At 49.1% G+C, this 18,355-nt stretch carries 15 protein-coding genes; 9 read left to right on the forward strand and 6 right to left on the reverse strand.

Features of this window, described 5'->3' with window-relative positions:
* Positions 1 to 59: 59 nt before the first annotated feature.
* The 4 genes from coaE to nusB are packed head-to-tail and all read right to left on the reverse strand — an operon-like array spanning position 60 to position 2,978.
* Positions 60 to 665, reverse strand: coding sequence for a dephospho-CoA kinase (coaE, locus tag QUW60_RS00720; RefSeq protein ID WP_289558101.1), 606 nt, complete (start codon positions 663 to 665; stop codon positions 60 to 62).
* Entirely contained in the window at positions 658 to 1,689 is a 1,032-nt protein-coding gene (locus QUW60_RS00725; protein ID WP_289558102.1) for a CdaR family protein, read from the reverse strand. Before QUW60_RS00725 ends, coaE begins: the two co-directional genes overlap by 8 nt.
* 17 nt (positions 1,690 to 1,706) lie before the next feature.
* On the reverse strand, positions 1,707 to 2,015 hold the full coding sequence (gene yajC / locus QUW60_RS00730) for a preprotein translocase subunit YajC (RefSeq protein WP_258336853.1): 309 nt from the start codon (positions 2,013 to 2,015) through the stop codon (positions 1,707 to 1,709).
* A 36-nt stretch (positions 2,016 to 2,051) separates the two neighbouring features.
* Positions 2,052 to 2,978, reverse strand: coding sequence for a transcription antitermination factor NusB (gene nusB / locus QUW60_RS00735; protein WP_258336854.1), 927 nt, complete (start codon positions 2,976 to 2,978; stop codon positions 2,052 to 2,054).
* 172 nt (positions 2,979 to 3,150) lie between these two features.
* On the opposite strand from nusB, the gene QUW60_RS00740 reads away from it, so the two are divergent.
* The 4 genes from QUW60_RS00740 (at position 3,151) to QUW60_RS00755 (ending at position 5,304) form a co-directional block, all read left to right on the forward strand.
* Positions 3,151 to 3,534, forward strand: a complete 384-nt coding sequence (locus tag QUW60_RS00740; protein WP_258336855.1) for a PUR family DNA/RNA-binding protein — start codon at positions 3,151 to 3,153, stop codon at positions 3,532 to 3,534.
* A gap of 143 nt (positions 3,535 to 3,677) precedes the next feature.
* Complete coding sequence (locus QUW60_RS00745; protein ID WP_258336856.1) at positions 3,678 to 4,274, forward strand: 50S ribosomal protein L25/general stress protein Ctc; 597 nt, start codon at positions 3,678 to 3,680, stop codon at positions 4,272 to 4,274.
* A gap of 22 nt (positions 4,275 to 4,296) precedes the next feature.
* Positions 4,297 to 4,860 (forward strand): aminoacyl-tRNA hydrolase, encoded by a 564-nt coding sequence (gene pth / locus QUW60_RS00750; protein ID WP_258336857.1) that lies wholly within the window; start codon positions 4,297 to 4,299, stop codon positions 4,858 to 4,860.
* Between the two features lie 15 nt (positions 4,861 to 4,875).
* Complete coding sequence (locus tag QUW60_RS00755) at positions 4,876 to 5,304, forward strand: RNA-binding S4 domain-containing protein (protein WP_258336858.1); 429 nt, start codon at positions 4,876 to 4,878, stop codon at positions 5,302 to 5,304.
* 128 nt (positions 5,305 to 5,432) lie between these two features.
* On the opposite strand, the gene QUW60_RS00760 is transcribed toward QUW60_RS00755, so the two are convergent.
* Complete coding sequence (locus tag QUW60_RS00760; RefSeq protein WP_258336859.1) at positions 5,433 to 7,724, reverse strand: cation:proton antiporter; 2,292 nt, start codon at positions 7,722 to 7,724, stop codon at positions 5,433 to 5,435.
* A gap of 98 nt (positions 7,725 to 7,822) precedes the next feature.
* Here QUW60_RS00760 and QUW60_RS00765 point away from each other — a divergent pair, with 98 nt between their 5' ends.
* The 5 genes from QUW60_RS00765 (at position 7,823) to QUW60_RS00785 (ending at position 16,718) form a co-directional block, all read left to right on the forward strand.
* On the forward strand, positions 7,823 to 10,336 hold the full coding sequence (locus tag QUW60_RS00765; protein WP_289558103.1) for a heavy metal translocating P-type ATPase: 2,514 nt from the start codon (positions 7,823 to 7,825) through the stop codon (positions 10,334 to 10,336).
* Complete coding sequence (gene crcB, locus QUW60_RS00770; protein WP_258336861.1) at positions 10,333 to 10,719, forward strand: fluoride efflux transporter CrcB; 387 nt, start codon at positions 10,333 to 10,335, stop codon at positions 10,717 to 10,719. The genes QUW60_RS00765 and crcB overlap by 4 nt, the downstream gene beginning before the upstream one ends.
* 185 nt (positions 10,720 to 10,904) lie before the next feature.
* A complete protein-coding gene (locus QUW60_RS00775; RefSeq protein WP_289558104.1) occupies positions 10,905 to 11,684 on the forward strand; it encodes a hypothetical protein in 780 nt (259 codons plus the stop codon).
* 13 nt (positions 11,685 to 11,697) lie between these two features.
* Positions 11,698 to 15,966 (forward strand): AAA domain-containing protein, encoded by a 4,269-nt coding sequence (locus QUW60_RS00780; RefSeq protein ID WP_289558105.1) that lies wholly within the window; start codon positions 11,698 to 11,700, stop codon positions 15,964 to 15,966.
* Positions 15,967 to 15,974: 8 nt separating this feature from the next.
* Positions 15,975 to 16,718, forward strand: a complete 744-nt coding sequence (locus QUW60_RS00785; RefSeq protein WP_289558106.1) for an SDR family NAD(P)-dependent oxidoreductase — start codon at positions 15,975 to 15,977, stop codon at positions 16,716 to 16,718.
* Positions 16,719 to 16,720: 2 nt separating this feature from the next.
* Here the strand turns inward: QUW60_RS00785 and QUW60_RS00790 are convergent, their stop codons facing one another.
* Positions 16,721 to 18,085, reverse strand: coding sequence for an MATE family efflux transporter (locus QUW60_RS00790; RefSeq protein ID WP_289558107.1), 1,365 nt, complete (start codon positions 18,083 to 18,085; stop codon positions 16,721 to 16,723).
* Positions 18,086 to 18,355: the final 270 nt, after the last annotated feature.

An 18,355-nucleotide genomic window follows, 5' to 3' on the forward strand; every position in this document is an offset into this window, starting at 1 on the left:
TAAAAAAATTAGTTGTCTTTCGGTTGACAAAAATACAATCCTCAGACGAAATACACAAACTATCCGATATCTTTTCTGCCGATGAGCGCAATAAGAAGGTTGTCAATCTGGGGTTCAAGAGAAGAAATCCCGTCATTCAAGATAACAAAGTCCGATTTCTTCCTTTTCTCCTCATCTCCCATCTGCGCCTTCATCCGCGAAAGCACCTGGCGTTCGCTCATTCCGTCACGCTGCATAACGCGGCGGATACGCAAGGCTTCCGGAGCGTATACCATCACGGTCTTGTCGACTCCTTTGTTGAATCCGGACTCAAACAGTATGGCACTTTCCATACCCACCAGACGGCATCCCTCGCTTCGCATTCTCTCCGCCCACAAAAGGAAATCATCAAACACGCAGGGATGAATGATCGAATTGACTCTCCGGGCATTTTCTTCACCGGCAAACAGATAGGAGGCAAGCAACGGCTTGTTGAGGGATCCGTCCGGAGCATAGACACCGGCTCCCAGCAGTGCCGTCAGTCCGTCACGTATTTCCGGCGAATCTACAGTCAGCATCTTTGCCCTGCTGTCTGTGTCATACAACGGCACTCCCCGCTTTTCAAGCAGAGAAGACACATACGACTTTCCGCTGCCTATCCCTCCCGTTATTCCCAGTTTAATCATCTATAGAATCTGCTTTAAGATCTTCGGGCTGCTGCTCTATCAGATAATCCACCGCAGCCGGAACAATGCGGATATGATTGACGAAATCCGGCGACTTCTTTACCGACAATTCAATCTTGTCCGACTTGTTTTTTACAAGCTCTTCGTAAGAAACTCCAATAAAGAAATCGTTTTCCGAGACAAGCTTGAAGTTTTTCAGGCCCACTTGAAATGTCACGCGGACTTTCGAAGGAAAGGTGCGCAACACCTTTCCCGGAGGAAAGTTCAAGCCAACGACCGGTATTTCAATCGTTTTTTCTGAATACATGTCTGTGCATACCGTCAGATCGGCCGATGCAGGCACGAACTTGACACCGCGGATCTTCTGCAACGGAAGATGACGCCTCACGGTATCCGTGATATTCTCTATCGTGAAAGGAGCGGTGTAGGCAACAGAAAGAGTTTCAAGCAAGTTTTTCGGCGCGTAGACCGTTACGGAATCCGGAGAAAGATACATATTGTTCACATAATACTGCATCCCGGCCAGCACGGTTCCGTTTATAGCGACAGGCACCTGCTTAGCCTCCCCCTGCGAATAAATAAAGTCGATCGTATCGGGATGCACAGAAACGATCCGCGTGGTATTGTTCAGTTGCGAGGATATTCTTTTCATGACTTCAGCCGTCGGGATATGCACGCAGCCTCCCTTATCCTTATAATCGTCGAAATTGAACACCACAGGAAAGAACGTGCGCCCCAGCATGTAGTTCAAAAGCACAGTTCCCCTGTCCTCCACCTTCACTCTAAGCTGTCCGGGGATTTCGGAAGTCATTACAACATCTTCCGGAATCCCTTTCAGGCGCAAGGGTATTTTGAATTCGGCACGATATTCGTCGTTCATTGTCTGCAGAAGCCAGAAGCAGAATGACACGAACACAAAAAACAAAAAAATCAGAAACTCCCTGCTCTTGTCGCTTAGCAGGAAGTTTCTGATCCTTCTGTAAACAATTGGAATATATCTTCTTATGTTCTTCTTGGCGAACATCTTAAGTCAGACTTAATTTATTTGGAAGCCTGCGACTGCGCGTCAGGGTAAATCGAGTTCTTGTCGATTTTAATTTTTACGCTCGGAGCGATTTCAACGATCACAGCGTTGTCTTCTATTTCTTTAATCTTGCCATAAATGCCGCCGGCCGTAATTACAGACTGACCCACCTCAAGACCTTTGCGGAACTTCTGTATTTCCTTCTGCTTCTTGTTCTGCGGACGAATCATAAAGAAATACATGATTACGAAGATGGCTACCATCATAATGAGGAAAGAGTAGTCGGCTCCCCCCTGTGCCTGCAACATAACAGTTAACAAATTCATACTTTTTCTTGATTTAGATTTTGATTAATACTATTCTCAGTTCTTTGTCAGTTTATTGTCCTTCTTCAACTGCTTCACGATGCCGTCGAGCGTACCGTTGATGAAAGCCCCGCTTTTAGGCGTGCTGTACAGTTTGGCAATCTCAACGTATTCGTTCAACGAAACACTGATCGGTATGTTCGGGAAGCTGAGTATTTCTGCCAGAGCGATCTGCATGATCACCATATCCATCACCGCCACACGGTTCAAATCCCAGTTCCGCGAATTTTCGCTTATCAGATGGCGATAGTAATCCGCATTCAGAATCGAACGGCGGAAAAGACGGCGGGCAAAGTCCTGATCCTCCTCATCCTTGAATTCCGGAAGCAGCTCCTGCTTTTCCCCGTTCTTCGGATCAAAGCGCTTGATGGTTTTCAGCACAAACGTATCCACAATTTCCTTGTCATCGTTCCAATACAGACTCTGGTCTTCAAGCACATCATCCAAAGCCTGATTGTTGAACACCATCTTCTTGTAAAGCTTTCTCCACAGTTCGCGGTCTTCATCATACGAAGAAGTTTCGCTGGCCATATATTCCTTATATATATCGCTCTGCATAATCTGTTCGCAGAGGCCTTTAACGAATTCACTTTCATTCTCCCATGTCCGTTTTTGGGAAGCCATAAACTCATTCAGCTGAACATTTGATTCGAGCTGCGCGATAAAACGGTTTTCAACGAATTTCATGTTGGGCGACAAGTCTTCCTTCGTAGGAGCCAGTTTGTGTTTGGCTGCATCAATTCGTTTTGCAGCATACCGCGTCACCTCAACCATCAACAAGAGAAGATAGTTGTACAGATCATACGCTTTCGACAAGCTGAAAAACAATTCTTTCTCAGCCGTATCCAAGTTTTTACCACCATTCTGATAATATGCGTATATTATCTGAACTATCTTAAGACGAATAAGAACTCTATTAATCATATTAATTATACAAATTTCAGGTTTGCAAAAGTAATCAAATTTCTCAAACCAGACATCACTGCAGGGCATATTTTTTCTTTTTTTTAGAGATTTGTTTTTTTTATCCTGCCAGCCCTTTGCAATTTACAAAAAAATCAGCAATTTTGAAGCGGTTTTATAAGTATTGTGAACTATGGAAGAACTGAAAAAGAAAACAACAGCTAGTGAAGCAGACAAAGAAATCGTCTTCTCCAAAGCAATCAAAGCGGGGAAACGCATTTATTATCTTGATGTCAAGAGAAACAGAAAAGATGAAATGTTTTTAGCCATAACCGAAAGCAAAAAAATCGTACTCGGCGAAGGAAACGATTCTCAAGTGAACTTTGAAAAGCATAAGATCTTTCTTTACAAAGAAGATTTCGAGAAATTCATGGACGGATTAAAGCAGGCCATTCAGTTCATCGAACAGGAACAGGGTCCGGTTTACGGACAGACACACATAGCCGACACAAACAATTTGGGAAAGAATGCGCTTACGCCAGACGCCAATGAAATAAAAATAGACATTGATTTCTAATTTTTCGGGGAAAAGTTGGTCAAAAAGGAGAAAAAGGCTATCTTTGCACCGCTTTTAAAAAATCATCGTGTGCAAACACACAGTGTGATGGTGAATTAAGCAGCAAATCAACTTAATTTAGAGTAACACAAAAATTTTAAGTAATGAAATCAATTGAAGTAAAAGGTTCTTTAAGAACAGAAACAGGAAAGAAAGCAACTCACGAACTGCGCAAGAACGATTCTATCCCATGCGTGCTTTACGGATCACAGAAAGATGAAAACGGGAATATCATCGACACACACTTCGCCGTAACAAACGAAGCCGTAAGAAAACTGGTTTATACTCCGCATATTTATGTTGTAGACCTGAACATCGATGGCAAAATCGTCAATGCGGTCATGAAAGACATTCAGTTCCACCCGGTAACTGACAAGATTCTTCACATCGACTTTTATCAGATTGACGAATCCAACCCGATCGTAATGGAAGTTCCCGTTCAGCTTGAAGGATTGGCTGAAGGTGTGAAAGCCGGCGGTAAATTGTCACTTCAGATGCGCAAGCTGAAAGTTAAAGCACTTTATAACGTCATTCCGGAACGTCTGGTTATCAACGTTTCTAACTTGGGACTGGGCAAAACAATCAAAGTTGGCGAACTGAGCTACGAAGGTCTGGAACTGCTGAACGCAAAAGACGCTGTTGTCTGCGCAGTTAAACTGACTCGTGCGGCTCGTGGTGCACAAGCTAACGCTGGCAAATAATAAAAACTGACAATCCTTTTCAATGAAATACTTGATAGCCGGACTGGGGAATATCGGTGAAGAATACCGGAATACCCGTCACAATATAGGATTTATGGTATTGGACGCCCTTGCTAAGGCGTCCAATATTGTTTTTAGCGACAAGCGATACGGTGCAGTGGCAAACATGTCAGTCAAAGGACAACAACTGGTCCTGCTCAAACCTTCCACCTACATGAACCTGAGCGGAAATGCTGTGCGCTATTGGATGCAGCAGGAAAAGATTCCGCTGGAAAACCTGCTGGTAGTAGTGGACGATCTGGCACTTCCCTTCGGAACGCTGAGGCTGAAAGGAAAAGGAAGCGATGCCGGACACAACGGACTGAAGCACATCGCCGCTACATTAGGGACTCAGAATTACGCCCGCCTGCGCTTCGGCATCGGAAACGACTTTCCGAGAGGAGGACAGATAGACTATGTGCTCGGACATTTCAGCGAAGAAGACATGAAACTCATGCCCGAACGGCTGGAAATGGCTGGCGAAGCCGTCAAAATGTTTTGCCTGGCAGGACTGAACAATGCAATGAACCAATTCAACAACAAATGATTTTGTAAGAAAACTATGCCTGAAGCTAGAATAGACAAATGGATGTGGGCTGCACGAATTTTCAAGACACGGACAATAGCGGCGGAAGCATGCAAAAAAGGACGTGTATCCATAAACGGAGCCCAAGCAAAACCGGCAAGGATGATCAAGCCTGGCGATGTAATACAGGTAAGGAAACCGCCGGTAACCTACTCTTTTAAAGTGCTGCAGGCTATCGAAAAAAGGGTAGGTGCCAAACTGGTACCTGAAATCATGGAGAATGTAACCACTCCAGACCAGTACGAACTGCTGGAAATGAACAGAATCAGCGGATTCGTAAACAGAGCCAAAGGGACAGGACGCCCGACAAAAAAAGACAGGCGCGACCTCGACGAGTTCTTCACTCCCGAATACAGCGACAATTTCGATTTTGACTTCGACTTTGAGGACGAAGAAGACGAATGATCAGATATTGAAGCAGAAGGGCCGTATCATTTTCTCTGCCTGAAAATGATACGGCTCTTTTGTTATCGATAGAGATACCCCTCTTTCAATTTAGTCAAAATAGGACCGGGAAAAACAAGCGCAGGCACTCATTCTTCGTCCACATCATTCTTTCGCTCCTCCGGCTGGTTTACAGCGAAGAGCGCCGCCAGATTATCTTTTTCTCCCACAACCCAAAGAATATCACCTTCATTAAGCGGAAGGTTCACATCGGGCTTATGAAGGGAATCTCCGGTGGTCAGCTCGATACCGACAACAAGGCAGTGATACTTGTTGCGCACGCCGCACTCTCTTATCGTACGCTTGCAGAATGGAGAACCCGCCACTATGACAAACTGCTTCAGATACATTTCACGCTTCTCAAAATCATCATCCGAATGATAGTCTGAAACCTTTTCTGCCTGAGTCGTAAAAACAGACAACTGATCATCTGTCCCTATGACCTGCAACGTATCGCCCGGATAAATCCGGTTTTCTCCTCCCGGTATATTCAACCGGTGCTTTCCGCGGATAATAGAAGCCACATGCACCCCGTATTTCTTCCCTAAATCCAGCTCCTTCAACGTCTTGCCGCCCCACAGCGAATCTGCCGGAACAGTGAAGTCAGACAAGTGCAAGTCCCTGTCGAGCAGACGGCCCGCATATTCCGGACGCTTCTCTCCCAAATAGACCTTATGGACATCTTTCGAACGAAGGTTCTGCACAAAAGTCCGCTCCAACCCGATCGACTGCTTTTTCAGGAAACGCGAAAAGATCATCAGCACAACCAGCACCAGCGCTATGCCGACAACCAAGGCCGTCGAAGTCTGGAAAAGATACTCTACGATATATACAACAAACCCGATGCCAAGGATGATGCGAAGCAATATTACCGAAATCAGCGGCGCATGATTGTAACGGTTGTCAGCCCACAATGCCTTGAACTCGATGGAGTGGTTCTTCTTCATGATCATGGCCCGCAAAAACGGAGCCACCAGCACGATTGTCACGGCAGCCCCCGCCACCTTTCCCCAAAAGTCGCCCAAGGCGGAAACAAGCAGGGGAAGGAACAGATTGAACGACAAGACCATAACAGCCACACACAAGACCGAATAGACCAATACGATACGAAGAATAGCCGTCAGCAGCTTCTTCCAGTTGTTCTGATGGTTTATGGTGCTGGTTCCTGCGGAATAACGGCGGAGAAGCTCTTTCCAGAACCGGGGCAGATGAGCGTCCACCAGGCGATAGGCAGGACCGGAAAGCCGTATCATATAAGGAGTGAAGAAAGTGGTGATGACCGAAACGGCAACCACGATGGGGTAAAGGAAATGGCTCGTCACATTCAGGCTCACTCCAAGCGACGCGATGATGAATGCAAACTCACCGATCTGGGTCAGACTGAACCCGCACTGAACGGCAATCTTCAACGGCTGTCCGGAAAGCAGCACGCCGCCCGTACCGAAAACAGTCTGGCCGACCAGAATCGCCAGCACGATTACAATAATCGGGCCGATATACTCTACAATCATAGCCGGGTCTACCATCATCCCTACCGATACAAAGAAGATGGCTCCAAACAAATCCTTGACCGGATTGACCAGATGCTCAATACGCTCCGAATCGATGGTTTCAGACAAGATAGAGCCCATCACAAAGGCACCGAAAGCCGGCGAGAAGCCTACCTTGGCCGCAAGAACCACCATACCGAAACACAGCGCCAAAGACACGATGAGCAATGTTTCGTTACTCATCAGCCTGCGTACCCGGCGGAGGAACAGCGGAATCAGATAAATGCCTACCACAAACCACAGCACCAGAAAGAAAACCAGCTTGACAATGCTGTAGGCCATCTCCCCTCCTTCAAAATTCTTGCTAACCGCCAGCGTGGTCAGCATCACCATCAGCACGATCGCCAGAATGTCCTCAAGCACCAGAATGCTTAACACGATGCCCGCAAAACGCTGTTGCCTCAGGCCCATGTCGTCGAACGCCTTGTAAATGATGGTGGTCGACGACATCGCGAGCATACCCCCCAGAAACATACAGTCCATCTGCTTCCAGCCGAACAGCCATCCCACAAACATCCCGATCAGAATCATGCAGAAAATGATGGTACAGGCGGCGATTACCGTTGACGAACCTGATTTAAGCATCTTCTTGAAACTGAAATCCAGCCCCAGCGCAAACAGAAGAAAGATGACGCCGATTTCAGACCATATCTGCATGTTCACCTCATCCGCAACCGAAGGCGTAAACTGGAAATGCGGACTGCAAAGGAAGCCGGCCACGATGTAGCCCAACACCAAAGGCTGCTTCAGTTTCTTGAATATGAGGGTGGTAATTCCGGCACAAATCAGTATCAATGCCAGATCGCTGATAAGAGGAGTCAGATGGGACATAATTTCTGCAAGGTTTTATTTTTGCAAAAGTAACGATTTACGGCCAAAACCTTTACAGATATTTTGTATTTTTGCGGCAATGCAGAAAAAGAATCAAAATGGATAAACAGCAAACGATAAAAAAGACATTTCCCGTACTGGAAATGAGCTGCGCCGCCTGTGCAGCAAGGGTGGACAAAACACTGAACAGGCAGCCGGGCGTATGCCGGGCAAGCGTAAACTATGCGGCCGCTACCGCAACCGTCGAATACGAGCCGGACCTCTGTTCGCCGGAGAAGCTGAAAGAGGCTGTCGTTGCCGCAGGATATGACCTGGTCATTGAAACAAACGAAGACAAGCGCAAGCAAGAGGTGGAAGATGCCCACGAAAGCAAATACAGAAAACTGAAGTTCCGCACCATGTGGGCCGTCATCCTGTCGGTTCCGCTGATGATTATCGGAATATTCTTTGCAGGAAAGCCTTATACAGACTACATCATGTGGCTGCTTGCCACGCCGGTTGTATGCTGGCTGGGAAGAGATTTCTACATCAATGCATGGAAACAACTGAAACACCGCACGTCAAACATGGATACGCTGGTAGCGAACAGCACGGGAATAGCCTACCTGTTCAGCCTGTTCAACCTGTTTTTCCCTGAGTTCTGGCTGGAAAGAGGAATCGAACCGCACGTCTATTTCGATGCTTCCAGCGGCATCATTGCCTTTATCCTGCTCGGACGGCTGCTGGAAGAACGGGCCAAAGGAAGCACGTCGGCAGCAATCAGGAAGCTGATGGGGCTGCAGCCGCAAACAGTTACCCTGCTCTGTGCCGACGGAACGCAAAAGAAAGTGAAGGTGGAACAGGTGAGCATCGGCGACCGCCTGCTGGTAAAGCCCGGAGAAAGGATTGCCGTTGACGGAACTGTAACCGAAGGCACCTCGTATGTAGACGAAAGCATGCTGAGCGGAGAGCCGGTGGCAGTGCTGAAGAACGAAGGAGCCAAGGTATTTGCCGGCACCATCAACCAGAAGGGCAGCTTCCGGTTTACGGCTGAGAAAGTGGGAACGGAAACCGTACTGGCGCACATCATCCGCATGGTGCAGGATGCTCAAGGGAGCAAGGCCCCCGTACAAAAGCTGGTCGACCGCATCGCAGCCGTTTTCGTGCCGACAATCATAGGCATTGCACTTCTTTCATTTGCAGGCTGGCTCATATTCGCTCCTTCCAACGGATTCACGCACGGACTTCTGGCCGCCGTGACCGTACTCATCATCGCCTGCCCCTGTGCTTTGGGACTGGCAACCCCGACGGCCATCATGGTGGGAATAGGAAAAGGAGCCGAACTCGGGATTCTGATAAAAGATGCGGAAAGTCTTGAAACGGCCCGCAAGGTGAATGCCATCGTACTTGACAAGACCGGCACCGTGACCGAAGGAAAACCGACCGTGACAGACTTGTCCGGAAGTCTGGAGGAGGACGGCCTGAAAAACATTTTCTACAGCCTCGAGAAGATGTCCGAACATCCCTTGGCCGAAGCGATCGCCGAACGGCTTCAGGGACAAAGCCTTCCGATCGAGAACTTCAAGAGCATCACCGGAAAAGGAATAAGCGGAACCGTAAACGGGACGGTCTATTTTGCCGGAAACTCCCGCCTGCTCGCAGAAAACCACATCGCCGTTTCCGGCGAACTGAAGAAAGAAGCCGAAAGGCTGGAAAGCGAAGCGAAAACAGTCATCTGGTTTGCCGATGAGAAACAAGCTTACGGACTGGCTGCCATCACCGACCGCATCAAGACAACGTCACAGGCGGCCGTCCGACAATTAAAGGATATGGGCATTGATGTCTATATGCTGACAGGCGACAATGAAGGAACCGCACGCTACATAGCCCGACAGGCAGGCATCACTCACTTCAAGGCAGGCGTACTCCCCGAACAGAAGGCTGCATTCATCAAATCGCTTCAAGCAGAAGGGAAAATCGCGGCAATGGTGGGCGACGGAATCAATGACAGTGCCGCCCTGGCGCAATCCGACCTCAGCATCGCCATGGGACGCGGAAGCGACATCGCCATGGACGTGGCCAAGATGACCATCATTTCGTCCGACCTGAACAAGATCGCCGATGCCATCCGGCTTTCAAGAATGACGGTGCTCACCATCCGCGAAAATCTGTTCTGGGCATTCATATACAACCTGATAGGCGTTCCGATAGCAGCCGGCCTGCTCTACCCCGTCAACGGCTTCCTGCTCAACCCGATGATAGCCGGAGCGGCCATGGCAATGAGCAGCGTGAGCGTGGTGACCAACAGCCTGCGCCTGCGCAAGAAAAAATTAGGCAGCACGGCCGCAAGGCCCGCAGCCGGGGCAAGACACATTGCGCCCGAAAAAGAAAAGGAGGATGCAGAACCTACAGCCGGGAAAATAAGGCAAGTCTACTCGGTAGACGGAATGATGTGCAACCATTGCCGCACCCGTGTGGAAAAAGTGCTGAATTCAATCGAAGGAATCTCGGCCGAGGTAACTCTCACTCCGCCCGAAGCAACGGTAACATTTGCGAACGAGAAACTTCCGCTGGAGCAGATTCAGAGAACAATTACAGAAAAAGCAGGCGACTATACACTGAAAGAGATATGACCAAACTGATGCTGATGGTTTTTCTGGGAGGCGGCATCGGCAGCATGCTGCGGTATGCCGTCCAACTGCTGTTTGCCGGACGCATCACGCCCGGTTCGTTCCCATGGAGCACATTCGCCGTAAACCTGGCAGGCAGCTTCCTTATCGGACTGTTCTATGCCCTGGCCGGGCGTTTCAATCTTTCCGCCGAATCGAAGCTTTTCCTTACAACCGGCATATGCGGAGGCTTCACCACATTCTCCACCTTCAGCTACGAGGGAGTCAGCCTGCTCAGACAGGGACTCTACGGCACATTCTTTGCCTATGTCGCGGGCAGCGTAATTTTCGGGCTGGGCACGGCCTTTGCCGGAGCGTACTGCGGCAAACTTTTCATGGGCAAATAAACCGCCGAAAACTTGTTGGGAAAAACTCATCGACTTGTTGGGAAAGATTGATTGACTTGTTGGGATATTTTAAATGACTTAACGGGACATTTTTCGCGCCATACGAGAAACAACTTTTTACGGCGTTCCTTTTGATTTTGGACAAAAAATTGTACTTTTGAAAACTAACATTATATCAGACACAAATGAGCAACAAACAAACTTTTATCCTTGCCGCCTTTTCGGCTGCGGCCATCTCACTTGCATCATGCAGCAGCGACGACTATAATCCCATCTATCTGGTTGAAGCGGAAACTCAAACCGCGCTCGAAGGGAACCAGCTGCAAATCAGCATATTCAACAATGAAGGAGAGAAATACCTCATCCGCGGAGGGAAAGGAAACTATACGGTTTCCATAACCGACAAGAGCATCGCCGACTTCCGCTATGACGGGGACACGCTGACTTACCTGCCCGTAAGCGCGGGAACAACCGAATCCATCATTGCCGACCGGTCGGGAAACAGTTATCAGTTGAGCGTAAACGTAGGGAATCCGCAGAGCATATTCACCGTAACAGGCATCGACGCCACTGTAATCGGAGGGGAACTGACACAGAACCAGACACAGGCACTGCAGAACGAAATCACCCAGAACAGTCCCGTAAAAATCGGCGGACGCTTTGAACTGACCTATGCCGACAAGGAACTGTCTTCGGGGGACATCAAAATCTATCCCGAAGCGACAGGGGGATACAGCGTGGGAATCTTTGAGCAGAGCAGAAAGTACAACGAGAATACGGGTGCCGGACAGGTCTGCATCGAAGCGACCATGGCAGGAACCTCGGCACAAACCTACACTTTCTTCGTGACTTATCTCCAACAGAAAACATACAGATTCCAGGAAGACGTAACCAACCAATACAAGGGAACTTATCCTGCGCTGGAAGAGGCATACCGGATTTATGAACTGAAGGTGGAACAATAAGAAAGAAACGACTTTGGAGAGCCACCGCATCAAACTGCAATCTTTCGACCTGTTCGACCGTATCGAACGTATCCACCGCCAACCGACTGCAAGCCCGGAGAATATCCGGGCTAAATATATCCTGCTCTACAAGGTGCTGGAAGAAGCCGCCTATGAACTGACGGCTGCTTCTACCCTGAACTTCGCCAACCTTTTCTCACGGATCGACTATATCGGAAAGGAAAAGAAGATGACCCCTTCCGACCGTTACGCGATCCAGACCATGAGGCGCAACTGCAACAAGGCGATGGGCGACCGTTTCCAGCCGGACATGAAAGAGTATCTCTATGACCTCCGCGCGCTGGTACGCTTCGTGTCGCTGGGATTCGAAGAAGATATTCCCGCATCACTGCTGCCCGAAATCCCCCACTCCAACCGTCCCTATCCGGGAACAAGGCTTTCGCTCGTTCCCTACATACGAGCGTATGTGACCAGCTGGAACGATTCGCAGATCTTCGCTTCCTGCGACAGCGAGGAAGAGCCTTTCATCATCATCAATTACGAAAAAGCGGGATACGAAGGCGACCAGCTTTATATCCGGGAACTCCTGAGGGAAAACCTGCCGCTGAACCTGCTTGACGTAAAGGTGGACGAGGAAAACCATTATATACCGAAACTCATAGTCGCTTATCCCGACTACCTCATCGATGTCAGCGCACTGTCAAGATGCTTCCGCGAATACGGACACCATCCGCTGAACTACTTCATGGACAAGATTCTGCCGAGAGCCAACTCGGCTCCCATTCTGATGGGTAACCTGGCCAGCCAGCTGCTGGACGACTTCATAAACGAAAACCCGGACATGCCTGTCAGCTATGCCGGCTCGGTAAACAAGTTTTTCTCTTCCGCCGCGCTCGACTTCTGCACATGCAGCCTGCCTGCTGATTTTCACGCCCAGGCACAAAGCCAGATGATGAACATCCGCTCATTTATACATGACATGCTTCCGCGCAACATCTCCGGCTTCGACAGACAGAACACACTGCTCGAGGCTTCGTTCATCTGCGAACGCCTCGGACTGCAGGGACGTGTCGACATGCTTCAGAAGGACTTCAAGATTCTCATCGAACAGAAGGCCGGAAAACGTGACGAACGGAAGAACCGGCATAAGGAAGAACACTTCGTCCAGATGATGCTGTATCAGGGCGTGCTGATGTATAACTTCGGACAGCAGGCAAAAGACATGCAGACTTTCCTGCTCTATTCAAAGTACAAGGACGGACTGATCCTGGAGCATTTCTCTGAAAAACTGTTCCGCGAAAGCATACGCCTCAGAAACTGCATCGCAGCGCAGGAAATGAACTTCGCGGAAGGAGGAGTCACCAAAGCCATCGAGGACCTGAACACCGACCTGCTCAATGAAATGCAGACGCACGAAAGGCTCTGGACTGACTTCCAGGAGCCTCAGCTACAGGCTGCCATCAACACGCTGAAACGCTGCACTCCCCTTGAAAGGGCGTACTTCGACCGCTTCTTCACGTTCGTGTCGAAGGAAATGCTGCTCAACAAGACGGGAGGGAACGACGACCCGTCCAGGGGATTCGCAGCTACATGGCACAATCCGACAAAAGAAAAGATGGAGGCAGGAAACATCCTGACAGGACTTACCGTGGCGGACAAGAAGAAAAGCAGCCCGGAAAAAGGATATGACTGGCTGGAGCTGAACATACCACAGCAGGAGGATGACTTCCTGCCGAACTTCAGAGCCGGCGACATGGTGATTCTTTACTCCTGTCAGGGTGAACCGGATGTGCGCAGCCAGATTCTGATGAAAGGAAACATCGTAGACCTGTCGCACGACAAGCTGACATTGCAGCTGCGCAACGGACAGCAGAACAAGGACATCATCGGAAACGAAAACGAAACGTACTGCATCGAGCACGACTCTTCCGACATGTCGCCGGCCAACGCACTGAAAGGCCTTTTCCAGTTTCTGAATGCTACCGACTTGCGCAAGCAGCTGCTGCTGGGCAGAAGAATGCCAACATCTGACCCGACAAAAAAGCTGAACGGGCATTATGGGGCTTTCGACAGCCTGGTGCTGCAGGAAAAGCAGGCCAACGACTACTTTCTGCTCGTAGGTCCTCCGGGCACGGGAAAGACATCGTGCGCTCTCAGATACATGGTCGAAGAGGCACTGACGGAACCGGAAGCTTCTATCCTGCTTCTCTCATACACGAACAGGGCTGTAGACGAAATATGCAGCATGCTCACCGAATCGGGCATCTCCGGAAAAACGCCCTTTATCCGGATAGGCCATGAGCTTTCATGCGACAAGCGTTTCAGGACTTATCTGCTGAAGAACAGCCTGACTGACTGCCCCAAACTGGCGGACATCAAACGGAAAATAGCGGAAACGCGGATTTTCGTCGGCACAACAACTGCTTTCGCAAGCCGTCCGCATTTCTTCAACATCAAACGCTTTGAAACCGCTTTCATCGACGAGGCCTCACAGATTCTGGAACCGGACCTTATCGGCCTGCTTTCGGCACGCCACAACGGGAAAAATGCCATCGAAAAGTTTGTACTGATAGGCGACTACAAGCAACTGCCTGCCATAGCGCTTCAGAACGGAACGGAAGCTGCAGTCACAAACCCGCTGCTGAACGGAATCGGACTATATGACTGCCGCAACTCTCTGTTTGAAAGGCTGTACGGCCAATGCCCTGCGGACTTCAAGAATGTGCTGCAAAAACAAGGGCGGATGCATCCGGCCGTTTCTGAATTTCCCAATCATGCGTTTTACTTCCACGAACACCTGGAGCCCGTCCCGCTGGAACATCAGAAGGAAGCATATCCCTATAATCCGTCAGCTGGAACCGACAGCGCCACCGAGCGTCTGCTGATGAACCGGCGCATGATATTCATTCCGGCCGGCACTCCCGAAGAATCGGCCACGCTTTCAGACAAGACAAATATCAACGAAGCACGCATTGTGGCTTCTGTGCTTGAACACGTATATCGGCTTACGGCAGACTCGTTCAATCCCGACAAAACAGTCGGCGTAATCGTTCCTTACCGGAATCAGATTGCCATGATCCGGAAAGAAATCAGCAAGCTCAACATACCGGCATTGTCCGGCATATCAATCGATACGGTAGAACGTTACCAGGGAAGCCAACGTGACGTCATCATCTATTCGTTCACTGTCCGAAACTTCAGCCAGTTGAATTTCTTGACCTCAAATACGTTCAGCGAAAACGGTTTTCTGATCGACAGGAAACTGAACGTAGCCATCACGAGAGCCAGAAAGCAGCTCATCCTCACGGGAAACCCGCAAATACTCGGAGCAAACGTCACTTTCTATAAGCTGATGGAATATATCCGGATGCATAACGGATACATCGAAGCTTCGGTCAGCGAATTTCTCGAAGGCAGGTTTCTGCTGCCGGAATACGACCGGCAATGGGATTTGAAAGACTCCGCCTATAATCTGCCGGAAGAAATGAGCCGCCTCTATGCAGAATACATCGGAAACGGACAGGGACAGGAAACCACGGAAACGGATACGGAATGCAGAGAATCTACTGCCTACGGACGCATAGACTTCCGAAAGGTGCCGCAAGAAAGAATACACGACTGCATACAGACCTACAACCGCTATTATATGCGCAAACAATACATGGCGGCAAGGACTGCCTTTGAGATTTGCGGAAACTGGCTGCGGCAGGCCATCAGAAACGTATCCGGACGGACTGTGTTCTGCGACTTCTCGTTCGAAGCGGGTTCTTCTGCCCTCGCCTTCGCCGAAACCTGCCGGAACATCCGGCACTGCGACCTGAACATGCTTTGCATTTATCCGGCGGATGAACTGACACAAACGGCAAGACTTTTCCTTCAGAAGCTATTTCCGGAAGCAAACGCAAGTTTTCCTCCCAGCCTGTCAGCCGTAAAGAATGAGTTCTGGACAACCCACTCAAGGCTTTCCGAACTGATAATCTTCCACTTCGGGAATGTCTTCGACAGGATATCCGAGGACGAAGCCAGAGGTCTTGCACTGCAAATAAACCAGCTGGTACATTCCAGGCCGCTTAATCACTATGCGGTATTCTACAGAGATGATGCAGGAAAGCGTGCTCATACGCATCCGTACAGAACATTCTGCAAGCATCTGACCAAAGAACTGCATCCGCTTCAACCGCAAATGCCTTTCTACGGCAGACTGATTTATCCGCAGAACAAAGACATACGGACTCCAGCCTGCGAGGATTTCTTATACGAAGTCAGAACAAACATACAATAACTTGCCACATGAAACAGATGCAAAACAAACGTGCCGTCATCATCGGCGCCACTTCCGGAATCGGATATGAAACAGCCGTTCGCCTGGTAGAGAAGGGATGGACTGTAGGTGTAGCCGGAAGAAGAACCGAAAAGTTGACAGAAATACAGAACATGGCTCCGGAGAAGATTCATACAAGAAGGATTGACATCCGGAATCACAATGCAGGCGATGAACTGCTGGCATTGGTCAATGAGATGGGAGGAATGGAACTGTTTATCCAATGTGCCGGAATCGGGTTTCAGAACAGGGAACTGAAAGCTGAAACCGAACTGGAAACGGTAGGGACCAATGCCGAAGGATTCGTCCGCATGATGGATGCGGCCTTCCGCTACTTCACGGAAAAAGGCGGCGGACACATCTGCGCAGTCAGCTCAATAGCAGGCACCAAAGGACTGGGAGCAGCACCGGCTTATTCGGCAACAAAACGTTTTCAGAACATTTACATCGACTGCCTGGAACAACTGGCATATATGCAAAGATGTCCGATAAAGTTCACGGATATCAGACCTGGCTTCGTTGCTACCAGCCTGCTGAATGACGGAAAACATTATCCGCTGCTAATGGACGCGAAAACGGTGGCCCGGAAAATCGTATCTGCAATCGAACGCCGGCGCCGCGTGGAAATCATCGACTGGCGGTATAAAATACTGGTATTCTTCTGGCGGATGATTCCCCGCCAAGTGTGGAAAAGGCTTCCTGTCAGCAACTGATTTCATGACAAAACACGTTCTTTGGCGACAATGAGGTGCAGGCGACGGTAAACATAGATAAAAGCCGGAACCAGAAACAGGTTGGCAAACAGCCAGGCGGTCGGATCGCCGAAACATACGCCCCAGAAGCCCCAAAGAGGAACAACCACCACACTGACCAATACGCGGGCTACCATCTCGGATACGCCGGAAAACATGGCCAGCTTCGTATAGCCGGCTCCCTGAATGGAATAGCGCAAGATACTCAACGAACCCAAAAGAATAAAGAATGACACATTAATGTGCAGAAACAATGCCGTATCGGCGATAATCTCTGTTTCATCGGGAGATATGAAAAGAAGTGCAAACTTCTCGGCAGCCAGCCAGATTACTAAAGCCACAGCCAGCGAATAGACAACCATCATCAGTGCAGCCGACTTGATTCCTGCCCAAATGCGGTCAGGCTTGCCGGCACCATAGTTCTGCCCCGAATAAGTTGCCATAGCCATACCCAGACTGTCAAGCGGACACATCACAAACATCTTGATACGCATGGCCGCAGTAAATGCAGCCACACAAGCTGTTCCCAACGCATTGTTCGCACTTTGCAGCATGATGCTTCCAATGGCGGTGATAGAAAACTGAAGTCCCATGGGAACTCCGATATAAAGCAACTGCTGCGCCAGCTCCGGGCGGAAACGGCGGTCGGAGCCTTGGGGCTTGAGCACATCAAACTTGCGGTACATATAAAAATAACAAAGCACAGCTGAAACGCCCTGAGAGAAAACAGTAGCAATGGCAGCTCCTGCCACTCCCCATTCAAGCACCAGAATGCAGAACAAATCAAGCAAGATATTCAGTACGGCTGAAAAAAGCAGAAACCAAAATGGAGTCTTGCTGTCGCCAAGCGCACGTATGATGCTGGAAAGAAGATTATAGAAGAATGTGCAGGGTACACCGGCAAAAGTTATCAGCAGATAGATATAGGCTCCGTCAAATATATTGGCAGGAGTACGCATGGTACGCAGAATCAAAGCACACAACAGGCTGGTAATTACGGCTATCAGCACAGACATCACAGCCGCCAGCTTCAGACTGACAGACACGTAACGGCGAAGAGTGACATAGTCGCGTGCGCCGAACTTCTGGGCAACAGGAATGCTGAATCCGCCGCAGCATCCGTTGCAAAAGCCAAGAATGAGAAAAACGACCGAAGTGCTTGCACCCACAGAAGCTAAAGCATCGATGCCAAGAAACTTGCCGACAATAGCAGCATCAGCCAGCGAATAGGTTTGCTGCAAAACATTTCCTAACAGCAAGGGAAAAGTGAAATTCAGAATCAAAGGCAGGCTGGGGCCTGAAGTCATTTCTTTTGTAGTCTGTGTCATAACATTACCCGTTAAAGTCGGGCAAAGTTACAGCAAAGCTTTAAAACGGCAGGATGAACAGCATGTTAATTCGTGCTACAGCAAATATTTTCTTGCTTTATGTCAAGAACAAAAAAACTGTTCCCCGACTCACGTCGAAGAACAGCCACAACACAAACACAAAATAAAACACGACAAAACTACTATGCATTCGTACTATTCTCTCCCCTTGCGGGAAAAGACGACGCATCATATATATTCACACACCTATAATCCGCCATAAGTACGCCG

The sequence above is a fragment of the Bacteroides gallinaceum genome (assembly GCF_030373775.1).
GTDB lineage: Bacteria > Bacteroidota > Bacteroidia > Bacteroidales > Bacteroidaceae > Phocaeicola > Phocaeicola excrementipullorum.